At 57.4% G+C, this 18,296-nt stretch carries 19 protein-coding genes; 11 read left to right on the forward strand and 8 right to left on the reverse strand.

The window, feature by feature from the left end; genetic code table 11:
• Positions 1-32: 32 nt before the first annotated feature.
• The 10 genes from IEX10_RS04605 to IEX10_RS04650 all read left to right on the forward strand — a co-directional run bounded on the left by IEX10_RS04605 (position 33) and on the right by IEX10_RS04650 (position 8,291).
• Positions 33-845 (forward strand): glutamate racemase, encoded by an 813-nt coding sequence (locus IEX10_RS04605; protein WP_188671330.1) that lies wholly within the window; start codon positions 33-35, stop codon positions 843-845.
• A gap of 102 nt (positions 846-947) precedes the next feature.
• Positions 948-1,991 carry an N-acetyl-gamma-glutamyl-phosphate reductase gene (argC, locus tag IEX10_RS04610; RefSeq protein WP_188671332.1) on the forward strand — a complete coding sequence of 348 codons (1,044 nt, stop codon included), beginning with the start codon at positions 948-950 and terminating at the stop codon, positions 1,989-1,991.
• Entirely contained in the window at positions 1,991-2,815 is an 825-nt protein-coding gene (locus IEX10_RS04615; protein WP_188671334.1) for a YihY/virulence factor BrkB family protein, read from the forward strand. The genes argC and IEX10_RS04615 overlap by 1 nt, the downstream gene beginning before the upstream one ends.
• Positions 2,815-3,255 carry a cytochrome c maturation protein CcmE gene (gene ccmE, locus IEX10_RS04620; protein ID WP_188671336.1) on the forward strand — a complete coding sequence of 147 codons (441 nt, stop codon included), beginning with the start codon at positions 2,815-2,817 and terminating at the stop codon, positions 3,253-3,255. The genes IEX10_RS04615 and ccmE overlap by 1 nt, the downstream gene beginning before the upstream one ends.
• A 75-nt stretch (positions 3,256-3,330) precedes the next feature.
• Complete coding sequence (locus IEX10_RS04625; protein ID WP_188671339.1) at positions 3,331-3,942, forward strand: holin-associated N-acetylmuramidase; 612 nt, start codon at positions 3,331-3,333, stop codon at positions 3,940-3,942.
• Positions 3,933-4,394 carry a holin family protein gene (locus IEX10_RS04630; protein ID WP_188671341.1) on the forward strand — a complete coding sequence of 154 codons (462 nt, stop codon included), beginning with the start codon at positions 3,933-3,935 and terminating at the stop codon, positions 4,392-4,394. Before IEX10_RS04625 ends, IEX10_RS04630 begins: the two co-directional genes overlap by 10 nt.
• A 190-nt stretch (positions 4,395-4,584) precedes the next feature.
• A complete protein-coding gene (locus tag IEX10_RS04635) occupies positions 4,585-4,920 on the forward strand; it encodes a hypothetical protein (RefSeq protein WP_188671343.1) in 336 nt (111 codons plus the stop codon).
• An 86-nt stretch (positions 4,921-5,006) separates the two neighbouring features.
• Positions 5,007-6,989, forward strand: coding sequence for a heme lyase CcmF/NrfE family subunit (locus tag IEX10_RS04640; RefSeq protein ID WP_188671345.1), 1,983 nt, complete (start codon positions 5,007-5,009; stop codon positions 6,987-6,989).
• 2 nt (positions 6,990-6,991) lie between these two features.
• Positions 6,992-7,447: a cytochrome c-type biogenesis protein gene (locus IEX10_RS04645; protein WP_188671347.1), complete on the forward strand. Its 456-nt coding sequence runs from the start codon at positions 6,992-6,994 to the stop codon at positions 7,445-7,447.
• 67 nt (positions 7,448-7,514) lie between these two features.
• Positions 7,515-8,291 (forward strand): enoyl-CoA hydratase-related protein, encoded by a 777-nt coding sequence (locus IEX10_RS04650; RefSeq protein ID WP_188671348.1) that lies wholly within the window; start codon positions 7,515-7,517, stop codon positions 8,289-8,291.
• Between the two features lie 87 nt (positions 8,292-8,378).
• Here IEX10_RS04650 and gltA read toward each other — a convergent pair whose 3' ends face one another.
• Positions 8,379-9,674 carry a citrate synthase gene (gene gltA / locus IEX10_RS04655; protein WP_188671350.1) on the reverse strand — a complete coding sequence of 432 codons (1,296 nt, stop codon included), beginning with the start codon at positions 9,672-9,674 and terminating at the stop codon, positions 8,379-8,381.
• Between the two features lie 67 nt (positions 9,675-9,741).
• Positions 9,742-11,151, reverse strand: coding sequence for a glutamate--tRNA ligase (gene gltX / locus IEX10_RS04660; RefSeq protein ID WP_188671352.1), 1,410 nt, complete (start codon positions 11,149-11,151; stop codon positions 9,742-9,744).
• A gap of 93 nt (positions 11,152-11,244) precedes the next feature.
• On the opposite strand from gltX, the gene IEX10_RS04665 reads away from it, so the two are divergent.
• On the forward strand, positions 11,245-13,299 hold the full coding sequence (locus IEX10_RS04665; protein ID WP_188671354.1) for a ComEC/Rec2 family competence protein: 2,055 nt from the start codon (positions 11,245-11,247) through the stop codon (positions 13,297-13,299).
• Between the two features lie 18 nt (positions 13,300-13,317).
• Here the strand turns inward: IEX10_RS04665 and lexA are convergent, their stop codons facing one another.
• The 6 genes from lexA to IEX10_RS04695 all read right to left on the reverse strand — a co-directional run bounded on the left by lexA (position 13,318) and on the right by IEX10_RS04695 (position 18,189).
• Positions 13,318-14,007, reverse strand: a complete 690-nt coding sequence (gene lexA / locus IEX10_RS04670; RefSeq protein WP_188671356.1) for a transcriptional repressor LexA — start codon at positions 14,005-14,007, stop codon at positions 13,318-13,320.
• A gap of 111 nt (positions 14,008-14,118) precedes the next feature.
• Positions 14,119-15,303 (reverse strand): molybdopterin molybdotransferase MoeA, encoded by a 1,185-nt coding sequence (locus tag IEX10_RS04675; RefSeq protein WP_188671358.1) that lies wholly within the window; start codon positions 15,301-15,303, stop codon positions 14,119-14,121.
• Positions 15,300-15,770: a cyclic pyranopterin monophosphate synthase MoaC gene (moaC, locus tag IEX10_RS04680; RefSeq protein WP_101656738.1), complete on the reverse strand. Its 471-nt coding sequence runs from the start codon at positions 15,768-15,770 to the stop codon at positions 15,300-15,302. The genes IEX10_RS04675 and moaC overlap by 4 nt, the downstream gene beginning before the upstream one ends.
• Positions 15,771-15,780: 10 nt before the next feature.
• Entirely contained in the window at positions 15,781-16,593 is an 813-nt protein-coding gene (trpC, locus tag IEX10_RS04685; RefSeq protein ID WP_188671360.1) for an indole-3-glycerol phosphate synthase TrpC, read from the reverse strand.
• The gene (gene trpD / locus IEX10_RS04690) at positions 16,586-17,611 is read right to left on the reverse strand and encodes an anthranilate phosphoribosyltransferase (protein WP_188671361.1); all 1,026 of its coding nucleotides are present in this window, start codon (positions 17,609-17,611) and stop codon (positions 16,586-16,588) included. Before trpD ends, trpC begins: the two co-directional genes overlap by 8 nt.
• Positions 17,608-18,189: an anthranilate synthase component II gene (locus IEX10_RS04695; RefSeq protein WP_188671362.1), complete on the reverse strand. Its 582-nt coding sequence runs from the start codon at positions 18,187-18,189 to the stop codon at positions 17,608-17,610. The genes trpD and IEX10_RS04695 overlap by 4 nt, the downstream gene beginning before the upstream one ends.
• Positions 18,190-18,296 lie beyond the last annotated feature (107 nt).

Genomic DNA, 18,296 nt, shown 5'->3' on the forward strand with positions numbered 1-18,296 from the left:
CGTTTTCTTGTTATCTTCACGGACCAAACCCCATGCCCGTAGGCGTATTTGACAGTGGACTGGGCGGCCTGACCGTCTTTGAGGCGATCCGCCAGCGGATGCCGGACCAGCCTTTGGTCTACTTCGGGGATAACGCTATTGCGCCGATCGGCGTGCGGGATGCGGATGATATTTACGGCATTACCACGCGCGCTTGTGAGCGTTTGTTCGACGAGGGCTGCAATCTGGTGATTCTGGCTTGCAATACAGCCTCGGCGGTGGCGCTGAAGCGGATGCAGGAAAACTGGGTGCCCAAGGACAAGCGTGTGCTTGGTGTGTTTGTTCCGATGATCGAAGCAATGACGGAACGGATGTGGGGGGATATATCCCCACCGCGTGAGGTTGAGGTAAAGCAGGTAGCCCTGTTTGCAACACCTGCGACTGTGGCCAGCCGCGCGTTTCAGCGGGAACTGGCGTTTCGTGCCGTCGGTGTGGACGTAGAGGCGCAACCTTGTGGCGGGCTCGTCGATGCGTTGGAAGACAATGATCTGGAATTGGCTGAAGCCTTGGCGCGCAGCCATGTGGCCGCGCTGAAGCGACGGATGCCTAATCCACAGGCCGCTGTGCTGGGGTGTACCCACTATCCCATTCTCGAACGTATTTTTCAGGATGCGCTTGGGCCTCAGGTGTCTGTCTATTCCCAAGGCCGCCTAACTGCTGCCAGCCTTGAAGATTATTTGAACCGCCATCCTGACATGGTTGGTGCGACGGGGGAAACCCGTTGCCTGACATCCGGCGATCCGGACCGCGTTGGCGTTGCTGCGACCCGTTTTATCGGGCGAAGAATGGTGTTTGAGGGCGTCTGAGCGTCCCGAACACCTGACCCACATTCCCCTAAACCTGTCGGGTTGATTGCACAGAGATGCAATTTGCCCTAGATCAATCATTGAATTCCAAGGAGATGGCCCATGACCACGCATGTAGACACGCCGAAAAATATCGCGATTTTGGGGGCGTCCGGTTACACCGGCGCAGAGCTGGTGCGCCTGATCGCAACCCACCCCGGAATGGTTGTGCGTGCGATGACAGCGGATCGGAAGGCTGGCATGGCTTATGGCGCGGTGTTCCCCCATCTGCGGCATCTGGACTTGCCCGAGCTGACCAAAATCGAAGATGTCGATTTCTCAGAGATCGATCTGGTGTTTTGTGCGCTGCCCCATGCCACAAGTCAGAACGTGATCCGCGAACTGCCAAATACTGTGAAAGTGGTGGACCTGTCGGCAGATTTCCGGCTGCGCGATCCCGAAACCTACGCGAAATGGTACGGGGGCGAGCATACTGCCGTGGAACTCCAGAAAGAGGCGGTTTACGGGCTGACCGAATACTACCGTGAGCAGATTAAGTCGGCGCGTCTGGTGGCAGGCACCGGTTGTAACGCGATGACCGGCCTGATGCCGATCCTGCCCCTGCTACAAGCTGGGGTGATCGACAGTGACGACATCATCATCGACCTTGCCACGGGCGTCAGCGGGGCAGGGCGCTCGCCTAAGGAAGGGATGCTGCACTCCGAAGTTTCTGAAGGCTACCGCGCTTACAACGTGGCCGCGCATCGGCATCTGGCAGAGTTCGATCAGGAAATGTCCCTCATTGCGGGCAAGCCAGTAGAGGTGACCTTTACGCCCCATCTTTTGCCCCAGAACCGCGGTATTCTGGCGACGATCTACGTGAAAGGCGAAGCGCAAGCGATCCATGATGCGCTGCGTGCGAAATACGACGACGAGCCGTTTGTCTATGTGCTGCCCTTCGGAGAGTCTCCGGCAACGCAACACGTGCGCGGATCGAATTACTGTCATCTTGGCGTGATACCGGACCGCAAGCCTGGCCGTGTGATGGTGTTTTCAACGCTCGACAATCTGACCAAAGGATCAAGCGGGCAGGCGATCCAGAACGCCAATCTGATGCTGGGGCTGCCTGAAACAATGGGGCTGGAACTGGCACCGCTGTTCCCGTGATGCATTCACCACTCATTGTTGTTCCGCGCGATGCAGTGAACTCTTTCATCGCGCGGGGCGGGGATATGCAGGCCGGGTATATTGCCTATTCCCTGCTGCTCGCGATTTTTCCGTTCCTGATTTTCTGCGTCTCGCTGACGGGCTTGTTCATTGGCGTGGACCGCAGTGCCGAAGCGGTTGGCGTGCTGTTTGATTTTGCGCCGCCCTATCTTGCCAAAGTGCTGGAACCGGCTGTGGTAGATGTGCTGGCGCGGTCGCACAGCCTGTTCACCTTGTTCATTCTAGTGGCGATCTGGGCGGCTATGCGCGGGGTTGAGGCAATTAACCGCGCCTTTGACGGCATCTACGGTGAGCGGGACGGCGGTGTATGGGTCTTACGAAAAACCAAGGCGCTAGTGACGGTTTTCTTGTCCGCGATTGCGGCTGTGGTGCTGGGGCTGTCGATCCTGTTGGCGCCTGGTTTGATCCTGATGATTGAGGAGTTTACCCAAGTGGAAATTCCGACCAACATCACTTTGATGCGATATGCTGTTGGTATTGTTGTGTTTTACTGTTTGATCTGGAGTCTCCACTGGTTCCTGCCAAGCAACCACGCCGAAGGTTTCACCCGCTGGCCAGGTGCCGCGTTCACAACCGTAAGCTGGCTTGGCATGGCCACTGGGTTATCAATATTCCTCGCAAATTGGGGGCGCTATTCCGTCACTTATGGTGCTTTGGCAGGGATTGTGATCACCATGTTGTTTCTGTACTTTTCCGCCGCAATCATTTTGTTAGGGGCGGAACTGAACGCAGCCCTACAACGCTATAGGAAAGAGAACGCCTGATGGCCGGATTGAAGAAACAACGTCGTATCCAACTTATTATTGCCGGTTTCTCCTGCCTGTTTGCAGGGTTCGTGGTGATCTATCTCGCGGCGGGCGATGCTTTCCAGTATTTTTACAGTCCGTCAGATTTGGCCGCGAAACCACCGGCGCAGGGGCAGATTATCCGGATCGGTGGTCTGGTCGAAGGGGGCTCTATTGAAAAGACGGGCCAGACCGTTCGCTTCACCGTCACGGACGGGGGCGCAACGGTTCCTGTGGTGTTCACCGGCATCTTGCCTGATCTCTTTACTGAAGAACAAGGTATGATTGCGACGGGAGTGATGTCGGAGGGGGTGTTTGAAGCACAGGAAATTCTTGCCAAACACGACGAAGAATACATGCCCAAAGAGGTTATGGATGCCTTGAAAGAACAGGGCGTTTACCAAGAAACCGAGGAGTAGCGTTCGCGCCTCTCACCTGACCTTAGGGATTATTCCCGATGATTTTCGCCGAGAGTAACAGACCGGCAGGAAATCATGAAAACAGTAGATGAAATCGCCAAAGACATCGTGCGCCGTGAAGGCGGATATGTGAACGACCCGGATGATCCCGGTGGCGCGACGAAACACGGTGTGACCGTTCACACCATGCGACGTTTGGGTCTGGATCTGAACGGCGACGGAACAGTGGATGCGCAGGATGTGCGCGCTCTGAGTGAGGCGGAAGCTGTCGAGATCTTCAAATCCCATTATTACAGCAAACCCGGCATCGGTGGCCTGCCACCCGCCCTTCAACCAAGTGTATTCGATATGTATGTCAACGCCGGCAGCCACGGGGTGAGGATACTTCAACGCTGTCTCGGACAGTTCGGTCAGACCGTTTCAGTTGACGGCGTGCTTGGTCCTCAAACGCGCGCGGCGGCCCAAGAGGCTTGGGCTATGGCGCCGGATTATCTGGTGGATGCTTACGGAATTGCACGGCGAAACTATTATTACGCCCTGGCGGACCAACGACCAGCTTCGCGCAAATATGCGCGCAGCCGTTCAGGTGGCAAAGGGGGATGGATCCGTCGTGCAGAGGCGTTCATTGCACCGAAATACCATCTCAGCCTTGCAGATCACAAACGGAGGTGCGCGGCATGGGGATGATCGGTGATTTGCTGGGGATCGGCAAAGCTGTGCGTGATGTGGCAGAGGTGTTTGTGCCGAACAAAACGGCCACTGTGGAGTTCGAGCATCTCGAACATAAAGCTTCGGTTGCGCAGTTCGGAGCGGAATTCGCGCGGGCGCGGGGCGGCTTTTTTAACAACTGTGTCGACGGCTTAAATCGGTTGCCGCGCCCTGTTTTCGCGCTCGGGACGGTGGGGTTGTTTATCTTTGCCATGTGGAATCCGGTCGCATTTTCGCGCCGGATGGTTGGTCTTGATGCTGTGCCTCGAGAGTTGTGGTGGCTTTTGGGCGCGGTTGTGTCGTTCTATTTTGGTGCGCGTGAATTGCATCATGTGCGCAATCGTGCGCGAAAGCCAGACGTGGGGCCGCGGATCGTGGCGCCGGATCAGGCAGAGAATGCAGCCGTTCGTGCGTGGCACGAGGCACGGTGAGTGAGGCTGATCGGGTAGTTCAAGGTGCTGTTTTTGCGCTGTAAACCGGTTTAACATACTGCCTATATGAAGCTTCTTAAATGAAGCTTCATAAAACAAGCTTCATTTAAGAAGCTTCCAAATTAGGGAAATCTTCACGAATCGTCGCATATATTTTTAGGCATCATGTTTCTAACCCCAAAGGTGCCTGATGCAGACCTATCGCCCCGACAAGTTTAAAACCACCTATGGCAATATGCAGGGGGAGGCGCTTTGGAAATTCCTGAACGAAACCTCGACCATCGCAATCATGGAAACCGCCAGCTACCTGCGGCGCCCCGCAATAGAGCCGCTCTCGCCCTTTTTACAACACCGTTTCCCCAAGGTGCGCCGGTCGGCACAGATGCGGCGCATGATCGGCCACATGGTCCGTCAAATTCTTGAGGATCGGGGCTTCGGGCTTTACCGTAGCAACCTGCGGATCACTAACCCCGCCAATATCTTTGCTTTCGGATCCGCCTACCACAGCCCAGACGCCGGACTGTGACATTTCACGCATCCGCCTCAAGCTTTATTGAATTGTGACAAGGGGCGAGCCTGCTATAACCGATCCGAGCAATAAGGGGCAGCACCATGTTCGCAGAGATCGGCCACTTCACAGTCCTATTGGCCTTCGCCATGTCAATCGTTCAATCTATCGTGCCCCTGATCGGCGCGCAAAGGAACTGGGCCGGTTGGATGCGCCTTGCAGATACCGCCGCACTGGCGCAGTTTCTGCTAATCGGTTTCAGCTTCGCGGCCCTGACCTACAGCTTTGTCGTCTCCGATTTCTCGTTGGCCATTGTTGCGGCGAATTCTCACTCTGCCAAACCGATGTTGTACAAAATCACGGGGGTCTGGGGGAATCACGAAGGCTCGATGTTGTTGTGGATATTGATCCTAGTTTTCTACGGCGCGCTGGTTGCCTTGTTTGGTCGCAACCTCCCAAGCGCTTTGAAGGCAAGGGTCCTTTCGGTTCAGGCGATGATTTCAATGGCATTTTTGGCGTTCCTGATTTTCACTTCAAACCCGTTTCTACGCATCGCTGTGCCGCCGGCGGACGGTAATGATCTGAATCCGTTGCTTCAGGACCCTGGCCTCGCCTTCCACCCGCCCTTTCTGTATCTGGGGTATGTGGGTCTATCGATGTCTTTCTCCTTCGCTGTCGCCGCTCTGATTGAAGGGCGTGTTGACGCGGCATGGGCACGTTGGGTCCGGCCCTGGACCCTGCTTGCGTGGGTTACGCTGACCATCGGGATCGCGCTTGGGTCCTGGTGGGCCTATTATGAGCTCGGTTGGGGCGGCTGGTGGTTCTGGGATCCGGTGGAAAACGCCAGTTTCATGCCTTGGCTGATCGCGGCTGCGCTGCTGCACTCTGCGATCGTGGTGGAGAAACGGGACGCACTCAAAAGCTGGACGGTCTTGCTCGCGATTCTTGCGTTTTCCTTTTCCCTGATCGGCACATTCATTGTCCGCTCCGGCGTGATCACCTCGGTCCATGCTTTTGCGAATGATCCTGAACGGGGCGTGTTTATTCTCGCGATCCTTACGGTTGCGATTGGCGGCGCGCTTACGCTGTATGCCGCGCGGGCGGGGCAGTTGCGCACCACTGCGGTATTCGGACTGGTCAGCCGCGAAAGCGGGCTCGTGCTGAACAATCTCCTGCTTGTTGTTGCCACCGCTGTGGTGTTCTTTGGCACCATATGGCCGCTGGTAGCAGAGCTGACGACCGGGCGTAAGCTCTCGGTCGGGGCGCCGTTCTTTGACGCCGCTTTCACGCCCTTCATGATCGTACTGGTGGCGATCCTGCCGCTTGGGGCGATCTTGCCTTGGAAACGGGCGCAGGTCGGCAAGTCCCTGAAGAACCTGCGCGGGGCAATGGCGCTTTCGATTGCCCTTGGTGTGTTGGTCTGGAGCCTGCAAACCGGTGGCCGGATGCTGGCACCGTTCGGTCTAGCGCTCGCGGCTTGGTTGGTGCTCGGGGCTGCGATGGATTTGCTGGTGCGCGCGCGGTTTCGCGATAACCCGATTAGAACAACGCTACGCCGCCTGCGCAATTTGCCCCGCTCTGATTGGGGCAAAGCTGTGGCCCACGCGGGGCTTGGGCTCACTGTTTTTGGCATCGCTGCAATCACCGCCTGGGAGCAAGAGGACATCCGCGTGGTAGACCTAAACGAACGGTTCACCGTCGGGGCCTATGACTTTGAGCTGACCAAAGTCATAGATCAGAATGGCCAGAACTATTCTGCGCAGATCGGCTCTGTCACTGCTTATAAGGGCAGCCGTGAAGTGGCTCAGTTGAGACCTGAAAAACGGTTTTATCCTGTGCAACAGATGCCGACGACTGAAGCCGCGATCGATATTGGCCTGACACGCGATCTCTACGTTGTGTTGGGGGATAAACAGGACGATGGCGGCTGGACGATCCGTACCTATATCAAACCGTTTTCGAACTGGATCTGGATTGGCTCACTCGTTATGGCACTCGGCGGTTGTCTTAGCCTGACTGACCGGCGCTACCGTGTTGCTGGGGCCGCCCGCCCATCCGCGCGGCGCGTGGCAGAACCGGCGGAGTGATGATGCGACACCTGTTTTTGATCCTGACCCTATTGCTCTCTAGCCCGCTTTACGCGGTCGAACCGGACGAAATCCTAAGCGATCCGGTGCTGGAACAACGGGCGCGCGATATTTCCAAAGGCCTGCGCTGTCTGGTGTGCCGCAATGAAAACATCGACAGCTCTAACGCTGGCATCGCCAAGGATCTGCGCCTGCTGGTAAGGGAGCGTCTGGTCGCGGGGGACAGCAACACCGAAGCGGTGGATTTCATCGTGGATCGCTACGGCGAGTATGTGCTGCTGAAACCTCGTATGACGCGGGAAAATGCGGTGCTTTACCTCATCGGTCCGGTTCTGCTGATTGTCGGGGCCATCGGTGCGTTCTTGTACCTGCGGCGCCGGTCCCGTCGTCCGGAAAAGCCGTTGGACAATCTATCCCGTGAAGAAGCCGATCGTTTGGAACAGCTACTTAAAGACTAAGCCGGTTTCTGCTTTCTGGAACCAGTCCAGCGCGATAGGGTAATGGCAAACAGCGGAGCATAAGCCTATGGACTACGAAACCCTTCTTTACGATCTGTCCGATAATATCGCGACCATCACGCTGAATCGGCCTGACGTGCTGAACGGGCTGACAACACAGATGCGGGCTGAACTTCTGGACGCGGTCAAACGCGGAGAGGCCGAGGCGCGGGTGCTGGTCCTGACCGGAGCAGGGCGTGGATTTTGCGCGGGACAAGATCTCGGCGATGCTTCAAAAGTTTCCGATATTGATATGGAAGGCACGCTGCGGGATGAATACGAACCGATGCTGCGGGCGATTTTTGATTGCCGGATTCCGACCATTAGTGCGGTAAACGGCATGGCGGCGGGGGCAGGCGCCAATCTGGCCCTTGCCGCTGATGTGGTGATCGCCGCAGAAAGCGCGACTTTTCTGCAGGCCTTCTCGCGTATTGGTCTGATCCCTGATGCGGGCGGCACCTACTGGTTACCCCGCCAGGTCGGGTTTGCCCGCGCGATGGGTGCGTCCCTGTTTGCCGAGCCTGTATCGGCGGTGAAAGCCGCGGAGTGGGGCATGATATGGGAATCGGTTCCCGATGGCAGCTTCGCGGCTGTGGTGCGCACTCGTGCGCTGCATCTCGCAAATGGCCCGACCGAGGCCTACCGTCTGATCAAACGGGCCATGCGGATGAGCGTGGATCAAACGCTCGACGAACAGCTTGAAACAGAGGCCCATCTGCAAGGCAAAGCCGGGCGCACCGCCGATTTCAAGGAAGGTGTCATGGCGTTCCTTGAAAAACGTAAAGCCAAGTTTGAAGGGCGGTAAACGCGCAGCCTCCTGAAAAGCTAACCAAGCATAAAAAAAACCGCCCCGAAAGGCGGTTTTCTTTATTTTTAGGACCAAAAAGCGGTCTTACCGGTCTTCGACGTTCACATAGTCGCGCATCGGTTCGCCTTTATAAAGCTGACGCGGACGGCCGATTTTTTGTGTCGGATCGCCGATCATTTCTTTCCACTGGGAAATCCAGCCCACCGTACGGGACAGAGCGAAGATCGGAGTGAACATGGATGTCGGGAAACCCATCGCTTCCAGAATAATACCGGAATAGAAATCCACATTCGGGAACAGTTTCTTGGACACGAAGTAATCGTCTTCGAGCGCAATCCGCTCCAGTTCCTTGGCCACTTGCAGTTTGGGGTTGTTTTCAACGCCCAGCAGGCTCAGCACTTCGTCTGCGGATTCCTTCATCACCGTCGCGCGTGGATCGTGGTTCTTATAGACGCGGTGTCCAAAGCCCATCAGACGGAACGGATCGCTCTTGTCCTTCGCGCGCTCGATGAACTCCGGAATACGATCGACAGAGCCGATTTCTTCCAGCATCTCAAGACATGCCTGGTTCGCACCACCGTGGGCAGGACCCCACAGACAAGCAATGCCAGCAGCGATACAGGCAAACGGGTTCGCGCCCGAAGAACCGGCCAGACGCACAGTCGATGTAGATGCGTTTTGCTCGTGGTCGGCGTGCAGCGTGAAGATCCGGTCCATTGCGCGGCTCAGGATCGGGTTCACTTCGTAATCTTCAGCCGGAACTGCAAAACACATACGCAGGAAGTTCGAGGCATAATCCAGATCGTTGCGCGGGTACACAAACGGCTGGCCGATGGAGTATTTATAGGCATAAGCCGCGATTGTCGGCATCTTGGCAATCAGGCGGATAGAGGCAACTTCGCGCTGCCATTCGTCACTGATATCGGTGCTGTCATGATAGAAAGCGGACATCGCGCCGACGACACCTGTCATGATGGCCATCGGATGCCCGTCGCGACGGAAACCACGGAAGAAATTCATCATCTGCTCGTGCAGCATGGTGTGGTTCGTCACGCGGTTTTCGAAATCTTCCAGCGCTTCGGCACTTGGCAGATCACCATAAAGCAGCAGGTAGCACACTTCGAGATAGTGGGATTCGCTGGCCAGCTGGTCAATGGGATACCCGCGGTGCAACAACTCGCCTTTGTCGCCATCAATAAAGGTGATGGTGCTGTCACAGGCGGCTGTGGATGTGAAACCGGGATCATAGGTGAAAACCTGCCCTTCCGCATAAAGACGACGGATATCAATTACATCCGGTCCTGCTGTTGCGGAATACATTGGCAGGTCCAGCTCTTTATCGCCAAAAGTGAGTTTTGCTGTTTTCGGACTGTCTGTCATGCGACCTCTCTATCATTATAGGCAGGCAATGGCCTGCGCATATTTATCCTCGGAACTGACGTGGGCTTCAGGCGGGCGATGTCGCATCCTGAAGGCGGCCGAGGGTTTCCTCCTTGCCCAACGCAGCCATCATGTCAAAAACCGACGGCGACACTGTGCGCCCGGTTAAGGCCGCGCGTAAGGGTTGCGCAATCTTTCCGAGTTTTAGATCTCTGGCTTGAGCAAAATCCTTCAAACAGGTCTCAAGTCCTTCGAGCGTCCATGTAGCATGCTGCAATGCAGCGGTCAATTCTTTCAGTATGCCAAGGGATACCGAATCGAGCAGCTTTTCCGCTGCGGCATCTGGAGTGAACGGGCGGCTTCCCAAAATAAAATAGGCTTTCTCAAGCACATCCGTCAGTTTTTTCGACCGATCCCGCAGCAAAGGCAGCACATCGGCCACTTTTGCGCGGGCTTCTTCGTCCAGTTCATCCTGTCCGGTGGCCCGCAGATAGGTTTGCAAATCCGCCAGTAGAACGTCATCCGGCGCGATGCCGATCTGATAGCCGCCCACATGATCCAGCTTCTTCAGGTCCAGACGGGCAGGGGATTTGCCCAAGCCCTTGAAGTCGAACCACTCAACAGCCTGTTCGGTGGTGAACAGCTCGTCGTTGCCGTGGCTCCAGCCCAGACGGGTCAGATAATTGCGCATGGTCGCGGGGGTATAGCCCATCTCGCGGTAGGCCTCCGCCCCAAGCGCGCCGTGCCGCTTGGACAGTTTCTTGCCATCGTCGCCGTGGATCAGTGGAATATGGGCGAACACCGGAACTTTCCAGCCCATCGCACGGTAGATTAGGCTTTGGCGGCCTGCGTTAATCAAGTGATCATCACCGCGAATGATATGGGTCACGCCCATGTCATAGTCATCCACAACAACCGCCAGCATATAGGTCGGCGTCCCGTCAGAGCGCAGCAGCACCATATCGTCGAGCGTATCTGCCTGCCACTTAACGTCTTTTTGCACCTTGTCCTTGATCCGCACTTCGCCCTCGCGGGGGGCTTTCAGGCGGACTACAGACGGCAGATCCGGCGCATCCGCAGGATCAGCGTCCCGCCACGGGCTTTGGTAAAGGGTTGATTCCCCTTTGGCGCGGGCGGCTTCGCGGAAAGCTTCGATTTCGTCCTGCGTCGCATAACAGCGATAGGCTGTCCCATTGTCGAGCATGGCCTGCGCCACTTCGGCGTGACGGTGGCGGCGCTCAAACTGGCTGATCGCCTCACCGTCCCAATCGAGCCCCAGCCATTTCAACCCGTCATAGATCGCTGCTGTCGCTTCGGGTGTAGAGCGTTCGCGGTCCGTGTCTTCAATCCGCAGCAGGAATTTTCCACCCTGATTGCGGGCATACAGCCAGTTGAACAAGGCGGTGCGCGCGCCCCCGATATGCAGGAAACCTGTGGGGGACGGGGCGAAACGGGTAACTACGGGAGTGTCGGACATCAGCAATCTTAACCTTTTGGAAACCAAGCGGGTGCAGGGTTGGCACTACATATTCCATAACGGCGGTAAAGGACAAGGCAACGATGGGCGGCGATGGGGTTTGATCTTCTGGCAGAGGCACTGTTTGCGCAGCGTCACCGCTTTGGCTTGTGGGTTCCGGTCTGGTTGGGGCTTGGCGTTTCTGCGTATTTTTCCCTGCGATTTGAACCGGATGCATGGATTCTTTCAAGTGTGACGGGACTGGTGTTGATGGCTTTCCCACTCAGCCGGATCGGGCCGGACGTTATGCGCGTTCTTGTCTGGGTGCCCGCTTTGATTGCGCTTGGCTTTCTGGTCACAGCGGGGCGCGCCCGATTGGTCGCGGCCCCGAAACTCGGCTGGCACTATTACGGTTCGATTGAGGGAACGATCGTGCATCTCGATCGCTCCGGTTCTGACAAGCCCCGTGTTACGCTGGCCGACCCCGTGCTGGAGCGAACGGCCCCGCAGCGCACCCCTGATCGGGTGCGGGTCTCGCTGCATTCCGAACTGGCAGGAACCGCGCTGAAACCGGGGGCGCGGATCATGCTCACGGCGAGCCTGTCGCCCCCCGCCGGTCCGGTCGAACCGGACGGTTTTGATTTCCAGCGCATGGCGTGGTTCAACCGGCTTGGCGCGGTGGGCTATGCCCGTGCGCCGCCCGTTCTGGCGGTTCCTGCCAACAATCGCGCCTTTGCGCTGCGGGTTTTTGCGCTTCGGATGCAGATGTCGCGGCATATCCAGCACCATATCCCCGGACGCACCGGGGCTTTTGCGGCAGCAATCATCACTGGCGACCGCTCGCAGATTGATCCAGTACTGTTGGCTGATCTGCGTCGTTCCAATCTCGCGCATCTTTTGGCGATTTCGGGCCTTCATATGGGGCTGTTAACGGGATTCGTCTTTGCCTTGATCCGCCTTGGCATCGCTGCAGTCCCTTACCTGTCAGTGCGCGTGCAGGCCAAGAAGATCGGCGCGGTTGTGGCGCTGCTGGCGGGGGCCGGATATCTTTTGGTGTCAGGCGCCAATATCGCGACGCAACGGGCGTTTGTGATGGTGGCCGTGATGCTTGTCGCGGTGCTGCTAGAGCGGCCCGCAATCACCTTACGTGCAGTTGCAATCGCTGCGACCCTGATCTTGCTGTTCCGCCCCGAAAGCCTGTCTGGACCGGGGTTCCAGATGTCCTTTGCCGCAACCACCGCCCTTGTTGCGATGTTTGAGGCGTTGAACAAGTCCCGCGGATGGCAGGCGTTGCGTCAAAGTCGGTTCTGGCTGCTGTCCCCCTTTGCATCTCTGGTCATAGCCTCGGCTGTGGCGGGCGCGGCCACAGCGCCGTTTTCCGCGTTTCATTTCAATCAGATGGCCCAGTACGGTCTGCTTGCCAATCTGGCATCGGTTCCGGTGATGAGCCTGATCGTGATGCCTGCTGCCGTAATCGCCGGTGTCCTGACCTTGATCGGGCTAGAGAGCGGCGCATTTTGGGTGATGGGGCAGGGAATCGACTGGATTCTCGGCGTCGCCCATTTTGTGGCTTCCCAAGAGGGGGCGATCACGCGGATCAAATCAGGGCCTGTCTGGACCTTGGGACTGGTCACTTCGGGCGCGTTGATCGTGGTCATCTGGCAAGGGGCGCTGTGCTGGGTCGGAGTGCCGGTGGCAATTCTTGGCCTTGTTTTCTGGGCATCTGCGGATCGACCGGATCTGCTACTGACCCACAACGGGCGAATGGCAGGACTACAGACAGAGCAGGGCCGCGCTGTGTCGCGGGCAAAAGGCAACGGATTCGCAGCGATGAACTGGCTCGAAAATGATGGAGATGGCGCGGGTCAGGCGGAAGCGGCGGCAAGATTTGAACTTGATGGGGATGATTGGCGGGTGGCATTCAAAGGCACAACAGTCGCTTACCTATGGGGCAAAAAGCGAAGCGTAGCGGAGGTTCAATCCGCCTGCGATGCAGCAGACTTGCTTGTCGCTCCGCAGTGGACGGAGAAAATCACCGGCCCGTGTCAGGCCATCACAGCGGCAGAGCTTCGCAAGGGTGGGGCTGTAGCGATCAGCGTAGAACCGGAAGGTCTGAAAATAACAACCGCGCGACAGGTATCCGGCGCGCGATTGTGGAACATGCGATAGCCCTGCAGGGCCGGTGGCTTAGTAAGTGCGGATCAATCCGACCAGTTTGCCCTGAACCTTCACCTGATCATCCCGATAAACGCGGGTTTCATAGGCCGGGTTGGCCGCTTCCAGCGCAATGGCGGAGCCTTTCTTGCGCAGACGCTTCAAAGTGGCTTCTTGATCATCGACCAGTGCCACAACGATATCGCCGTTTTCCGCGTCGGACTGTTCGTGGATGACCACAATGTCACCTTCGTTAATCCCGGCGTCGATCATGGAATCGCCTTTGACCTCTAGCGCATAGTGGGAGCCCTGGTTGTGCATCATCCCGCCCGGCACAGCCACATGGCTGGTGGCGTGCTGGATTGCCTCAATCGGGGTACCCGCAGCGATGCGGCCCATAATCGGCAGGGATTGCGCATCTATTTTGGACACAGGAAGGGCTTCACGGGGCGGCGGTGGCGGTGCGGAGCCTTCAATCACGCGGGGTTTGAAGCCGCCGGAGTCAATAGAATCGGGAAGACGCACAATTTCGATTGCACGGGCGCGGTGGGCAAGCCGGCGGATAAATCCGCGTTCCTCCAGCGCAGTGATCAGGCGGTGGATGCCGGACTTGGAACGCAAGTCCAGTGCTTCCTTCATTTCGTCAAAAGAGGGGGGAACGCCGTCCTTTTGCATCCGGCTGTGTATAAACTCCAGCAAATCCATCTGCTTACGAGTGAGCATAATATCCTCCTGTTTCGCGCGTTTGTTCGCTTCTGTTCCCACATGTTCTACAAGCGTTCCTGTTTTGTGTCAAAACCTATTTTCAACTATAGGCCGGAACGCAGTGTGGAGTTACAGGCGAATGAAGGGGACCATTTCACCGGCCTTGCGCGGTGGATCGTCCGGGTCGCGCACCAAAAGGGCATCCGCGCGGGACAGCACCGAGAGAAGCGAACTGTCTTGCCGCGCCTCGGGCGTGCAGGTCAGAACACCGTCTTCAATGGAAAGCTGCGCGCGCATGTAATGGCTGCGCGGCCCGTTCTGCCCCATATCCCGCCCAAGACGCGCCACTTTGCGGGGCATCGCCTGTTTGCCAAGGCCAAGCATCGCCCGTAACGCAGGGATCAGAAATACGGTGCCGCACACCATTGAACTAACCGGATTGCCGGGCAGTCCGATCATCGCAGTATGGCCGAGTTGTCCTGCCATAAGCGGTTTTCCCGGACGCATGGCGACTTTGTAAAAGGCCTGTTCCAAACCGGCCTCTGTCGCGACTTGGCGGACCAGATCATGATCGCCAACAGATGCACCGCCGAGCGTTACGATCGCGTCCGCGTCAGACCCCAGATCGAGCACAGCGCGCAGGGCATCCGGATTATCAGCGGCAATCGGCAGGATGCGGGCAATCCCGCCATTTGCTTCGATCAGGGCTTTTAACCCGAAGTTATTGCTGGAAATAATCTGACTGGGGCCTGGGGTTTCGCCCGGCATGACCAGTTCGTCGCCCGTGGCTACCAAAGCGATCACAGGTTTGCGGCGCACCACCACAAACGGGCAGTTCATGGAAGCGAGTAAGGCAATATCCCCCGCAGACAGAATGCGGGGCGCGGACATCACGTCACCGGCTTTAAAATCGCCACCGGCAGGGCGGATAAAGAAGCTCGGGTCCAGAGTATCGCCCACTGTGATGACATCGCCGTCCCGCGTGCAGTCTTCCTGAATAAGGATGCGATCAACGCCCTGTGGCACCGGAGCGCCGGTGAATATTCGCACGGCTTTACCGCTTTGAACCGATCCATCGAACCCGCCACCAGCGGCGCTTTCACCGATCACTTGCAGTTGCGCACCTGTCGCCAGATCGCCGTTCTGCACCCCGTAGCCATCCATAGCGGAGGACGCGAACGGCGGTTGGCTGAAGGCGGCAACAGCGTCACGCGCCAGCACCCGACCTGCCGCTTCGCGCAGGGGTACGGTTTCGCATTCCAAGGGCGCAAACAGGTTAAGAACCTTCTCAAGCGCCTGTGCAACGCTGATCATTCGGATTCAAACCGGCCGGACTTGCCGCCGTCTTTAAGAACGACCCTTACATCGCTGATTTGCATCGTTTTGTCGACGGCTTTCACCATATCGTAAACCGTCAAGGCTGCCACGTTAACAGCTGTCAGGGCTTCCATTTCAACACCGGTCTGGCCGGTGGTTTTGACAGTCGCTTCGATCATTACGCCATCGTCTGTCACCTCAAGATCCAGCGAAACCTTAGAGATCGCCAGCGGGTGACACAGCGGGATCAGGTCCGACGTTTTCTTGGCCCCCATAATCCCTGCCAGCCGCGCGACAGCCAGAACATCGCCTTTCTTGGCGCGTCCCTCTTCGATCATGGCGCGGGTCTCTGCGTTCATGATCACACGGCCTTTGGCGACAGCGACACGGCTGGTCACGGGTTTTTCCGACACATCCACCATATGGGCCGCGCCGGAGTCATCAAAATGGGTCAGTTTAGCCATGATCCACCCGTTACATTGCCTGCGGTGCCCAAGGGCTCGCAATTAGGTCGCGGGTGGCTTTGGTCACGTCATCCTGCCGCATCAGGGATTCGCCGATCAGGAAGCAGCGCACGCCGAATTTGGCGAGGTTCGCGAGGTCTTCCTTGGTGTTCAACCCGCTTTCGGAAATCAACAACCGTTCCGCAGGCGCGTAACGGGCCAGCGTGGTCGATGTTTCAAGCGATGTTTCAAAGGTTTTCAAGTCACGGTTGTTGATGCCAAGCAGCGGAGAGCGCAAATGGGCAGCGCGGTCCAGTTCGGCGCGGTCGTGGATTTCCACTAGAACATCCATTCCATATTCAAACGCGGCGTTTTCCAGTTCCTGCGCCTGCGTGTCTGACACGCTGGCCATGACGATCAGAATGCAATCTGCACCCCATGCGCGGGCTTGGGCAACCTGATAGGTGTCATACATGAAATCCTTGCGCAGGCAGGGCAGGTCGCAGGCATCGCGCGCCTGTGTCAGATACTCCGGTGCGCCCTGAAAGGACGGTGTGTCGGTCAGCACGGACAAACAGGTCGCGCCGCCTTCGGCATAAGCTGTGGCCAACGCAGCGGGATCGAAATCCTCGCGGATGACGCCTTTGGACGGGCTGGCTTTTTTTACTTCTGCAATCAGGCCGTAACCACCAGACTGTGCGCTTGATTTCAAAGCATCCGCAAAGCCGCGGGGCGAAGATTGCTCGTCTGCCAGTGATTCAAGCTCTGCCAGAGATACCTCTTCTTTGGCAGCGGCGATTTCTTCCAGTTTATAGGCTTTGATTTTTTCGAGAATATCAGTCATCTGCTGCCTCTGTCGTTATTTTTGCCAGCGCGTCCAGCTTGGCGGCTGCTGCGCCACTGTCTATGCTTTGGGCCGCGACTTCAACGCCTTGACGCAGATTTTCTGCCTTATCTGCAACGACTAACGCGGCGGCAGTGTTTAAAAGCACCGCATCGCGGTAGGCTGACGCTTCCCCGGCCAACAGCGCCTTTAGCGCAGCGGCGTTATGGGCGGGATCGCCCCCGACGATCGCTTCAAACGGATGCACCGGAAGTCCTGCATCCTCGGGCGAGATTTCTGTATCAGTGACCGTTCCGTTTTCCAGTTTGGCCACCCAAGTCGGACCCGCGATAGAGATCTCGTCCGTTCCGTCAGACCCATGCACGAGCCACGCCTTATCCGAGCCGAGTTGCTGGAGAACTTCGGCCATCGGGCGGATCATTTCGCGGGAAAACGCGCCGGTCAGCTGGCGCTTTACACCGGCGGGGTTGGTCAGCGGGCCGAGAATGTTGAAAATTGTGCGGGTGCCGAGCGCTTGGCGGGCGGGCATCACATGGCGGGTGGCCGGGTGGTGCATCGGGGCCATCATAAAGCCGATCCCAACGGAATTGATCGCCTGCTCCACGACTTTCGGACCAACCATAACTTCAACGCCCAATTGGCCAAGTGCATCTGCGGTGCCAGATTTGGACGACAGGTTGCGGTTGCCGTGTTTGGCAACGACCACACCGGCACCTGCGGTAACAATGGCTGTCGCGGTGGAGATGTTCAGGGTGGATTTTCCATCCCCGCCGGTGCCAACAATGTCGATTGCGCCTACGGGGGCGCTGACTTTGAGGCACTTTGCGCGCATCACTGCGGCAGCGGCGGCGTATTCTTCAACGGTTTCGCCCCGTGTGCGCAGGACCATAAGAAACCCGCCGATCTGTTCTGGCGTTGCATCGCCTTCCATGATGGTGGTGAAGGCGGCTTCTGCTTCTGCGCGGCTAAGAGGGGCGTCGATGGCTTTGGCAATCAGGGTCTTTAGCGGCGTGCTCATGCGGGTTCCATTGCGGTCTTGAGGAAATTGTTCAACAGCGCGTGTCCCTGTTGCGAAGCTATGCTTTCGGGATGGAACTGCACGCCGTGTATTGGCAGGGTTTTATGGGCAAGCCCCATGATGGTGCCGTCTTCCAGCCATGCGGTGACTTCTAGTTCGTCGGGCAGGCTTTCCCGTTCTACCACCAACGAATGATAGCGCGTTGCCTCAAACGGGGCAGGCAGGCCGGCAAAAACAGAAGCGCCCTTGTGGTGCATTCTCCCCATTTTGCCATGGACGATTTCATGACAGCGGACCACTTTGCCGCCAAAGGCCTGACCGATCACCTGATGGCCAAGGCATACCCCCAATAGCGGCGTTTCGGTTTCAGCAGCGGCTTTCACGAGATCAAGGCAGATGCCAGCCTGATCCGGATCGCAAGGGCCGGGGGACAGCAGGATCATGTCGGGCTTCATATCCATTGCATCCTGAACCGTGATCTCGTCGTTGCGTTTGACCACCGTTTGCGCCCCCAGTTCCCCCACATAATGCACCAGATTATAGGTGAAACTGTCGTAATTATCGATCAAAAGCAGCATTTTGCCCGTCCTCAACATCGGTGATTTAGGGGGATGATCCCTGTGGTGAATTGCGCTATACATTGCTCATGGGCGTGCGCAGAGGTCAAGGGCAGCGAACCAAGAAA

This window comes from Neptunicoccus cionae (genome assembly GCF_014643735.1).
Taxonomy (GTDB): domain Bacteria; phylum Pseudomonadota; class Alphaproteobacteria; order Rhodobacterales; family Rhodobacteraceae; genus Amylibacter; species Amylibacter cionae.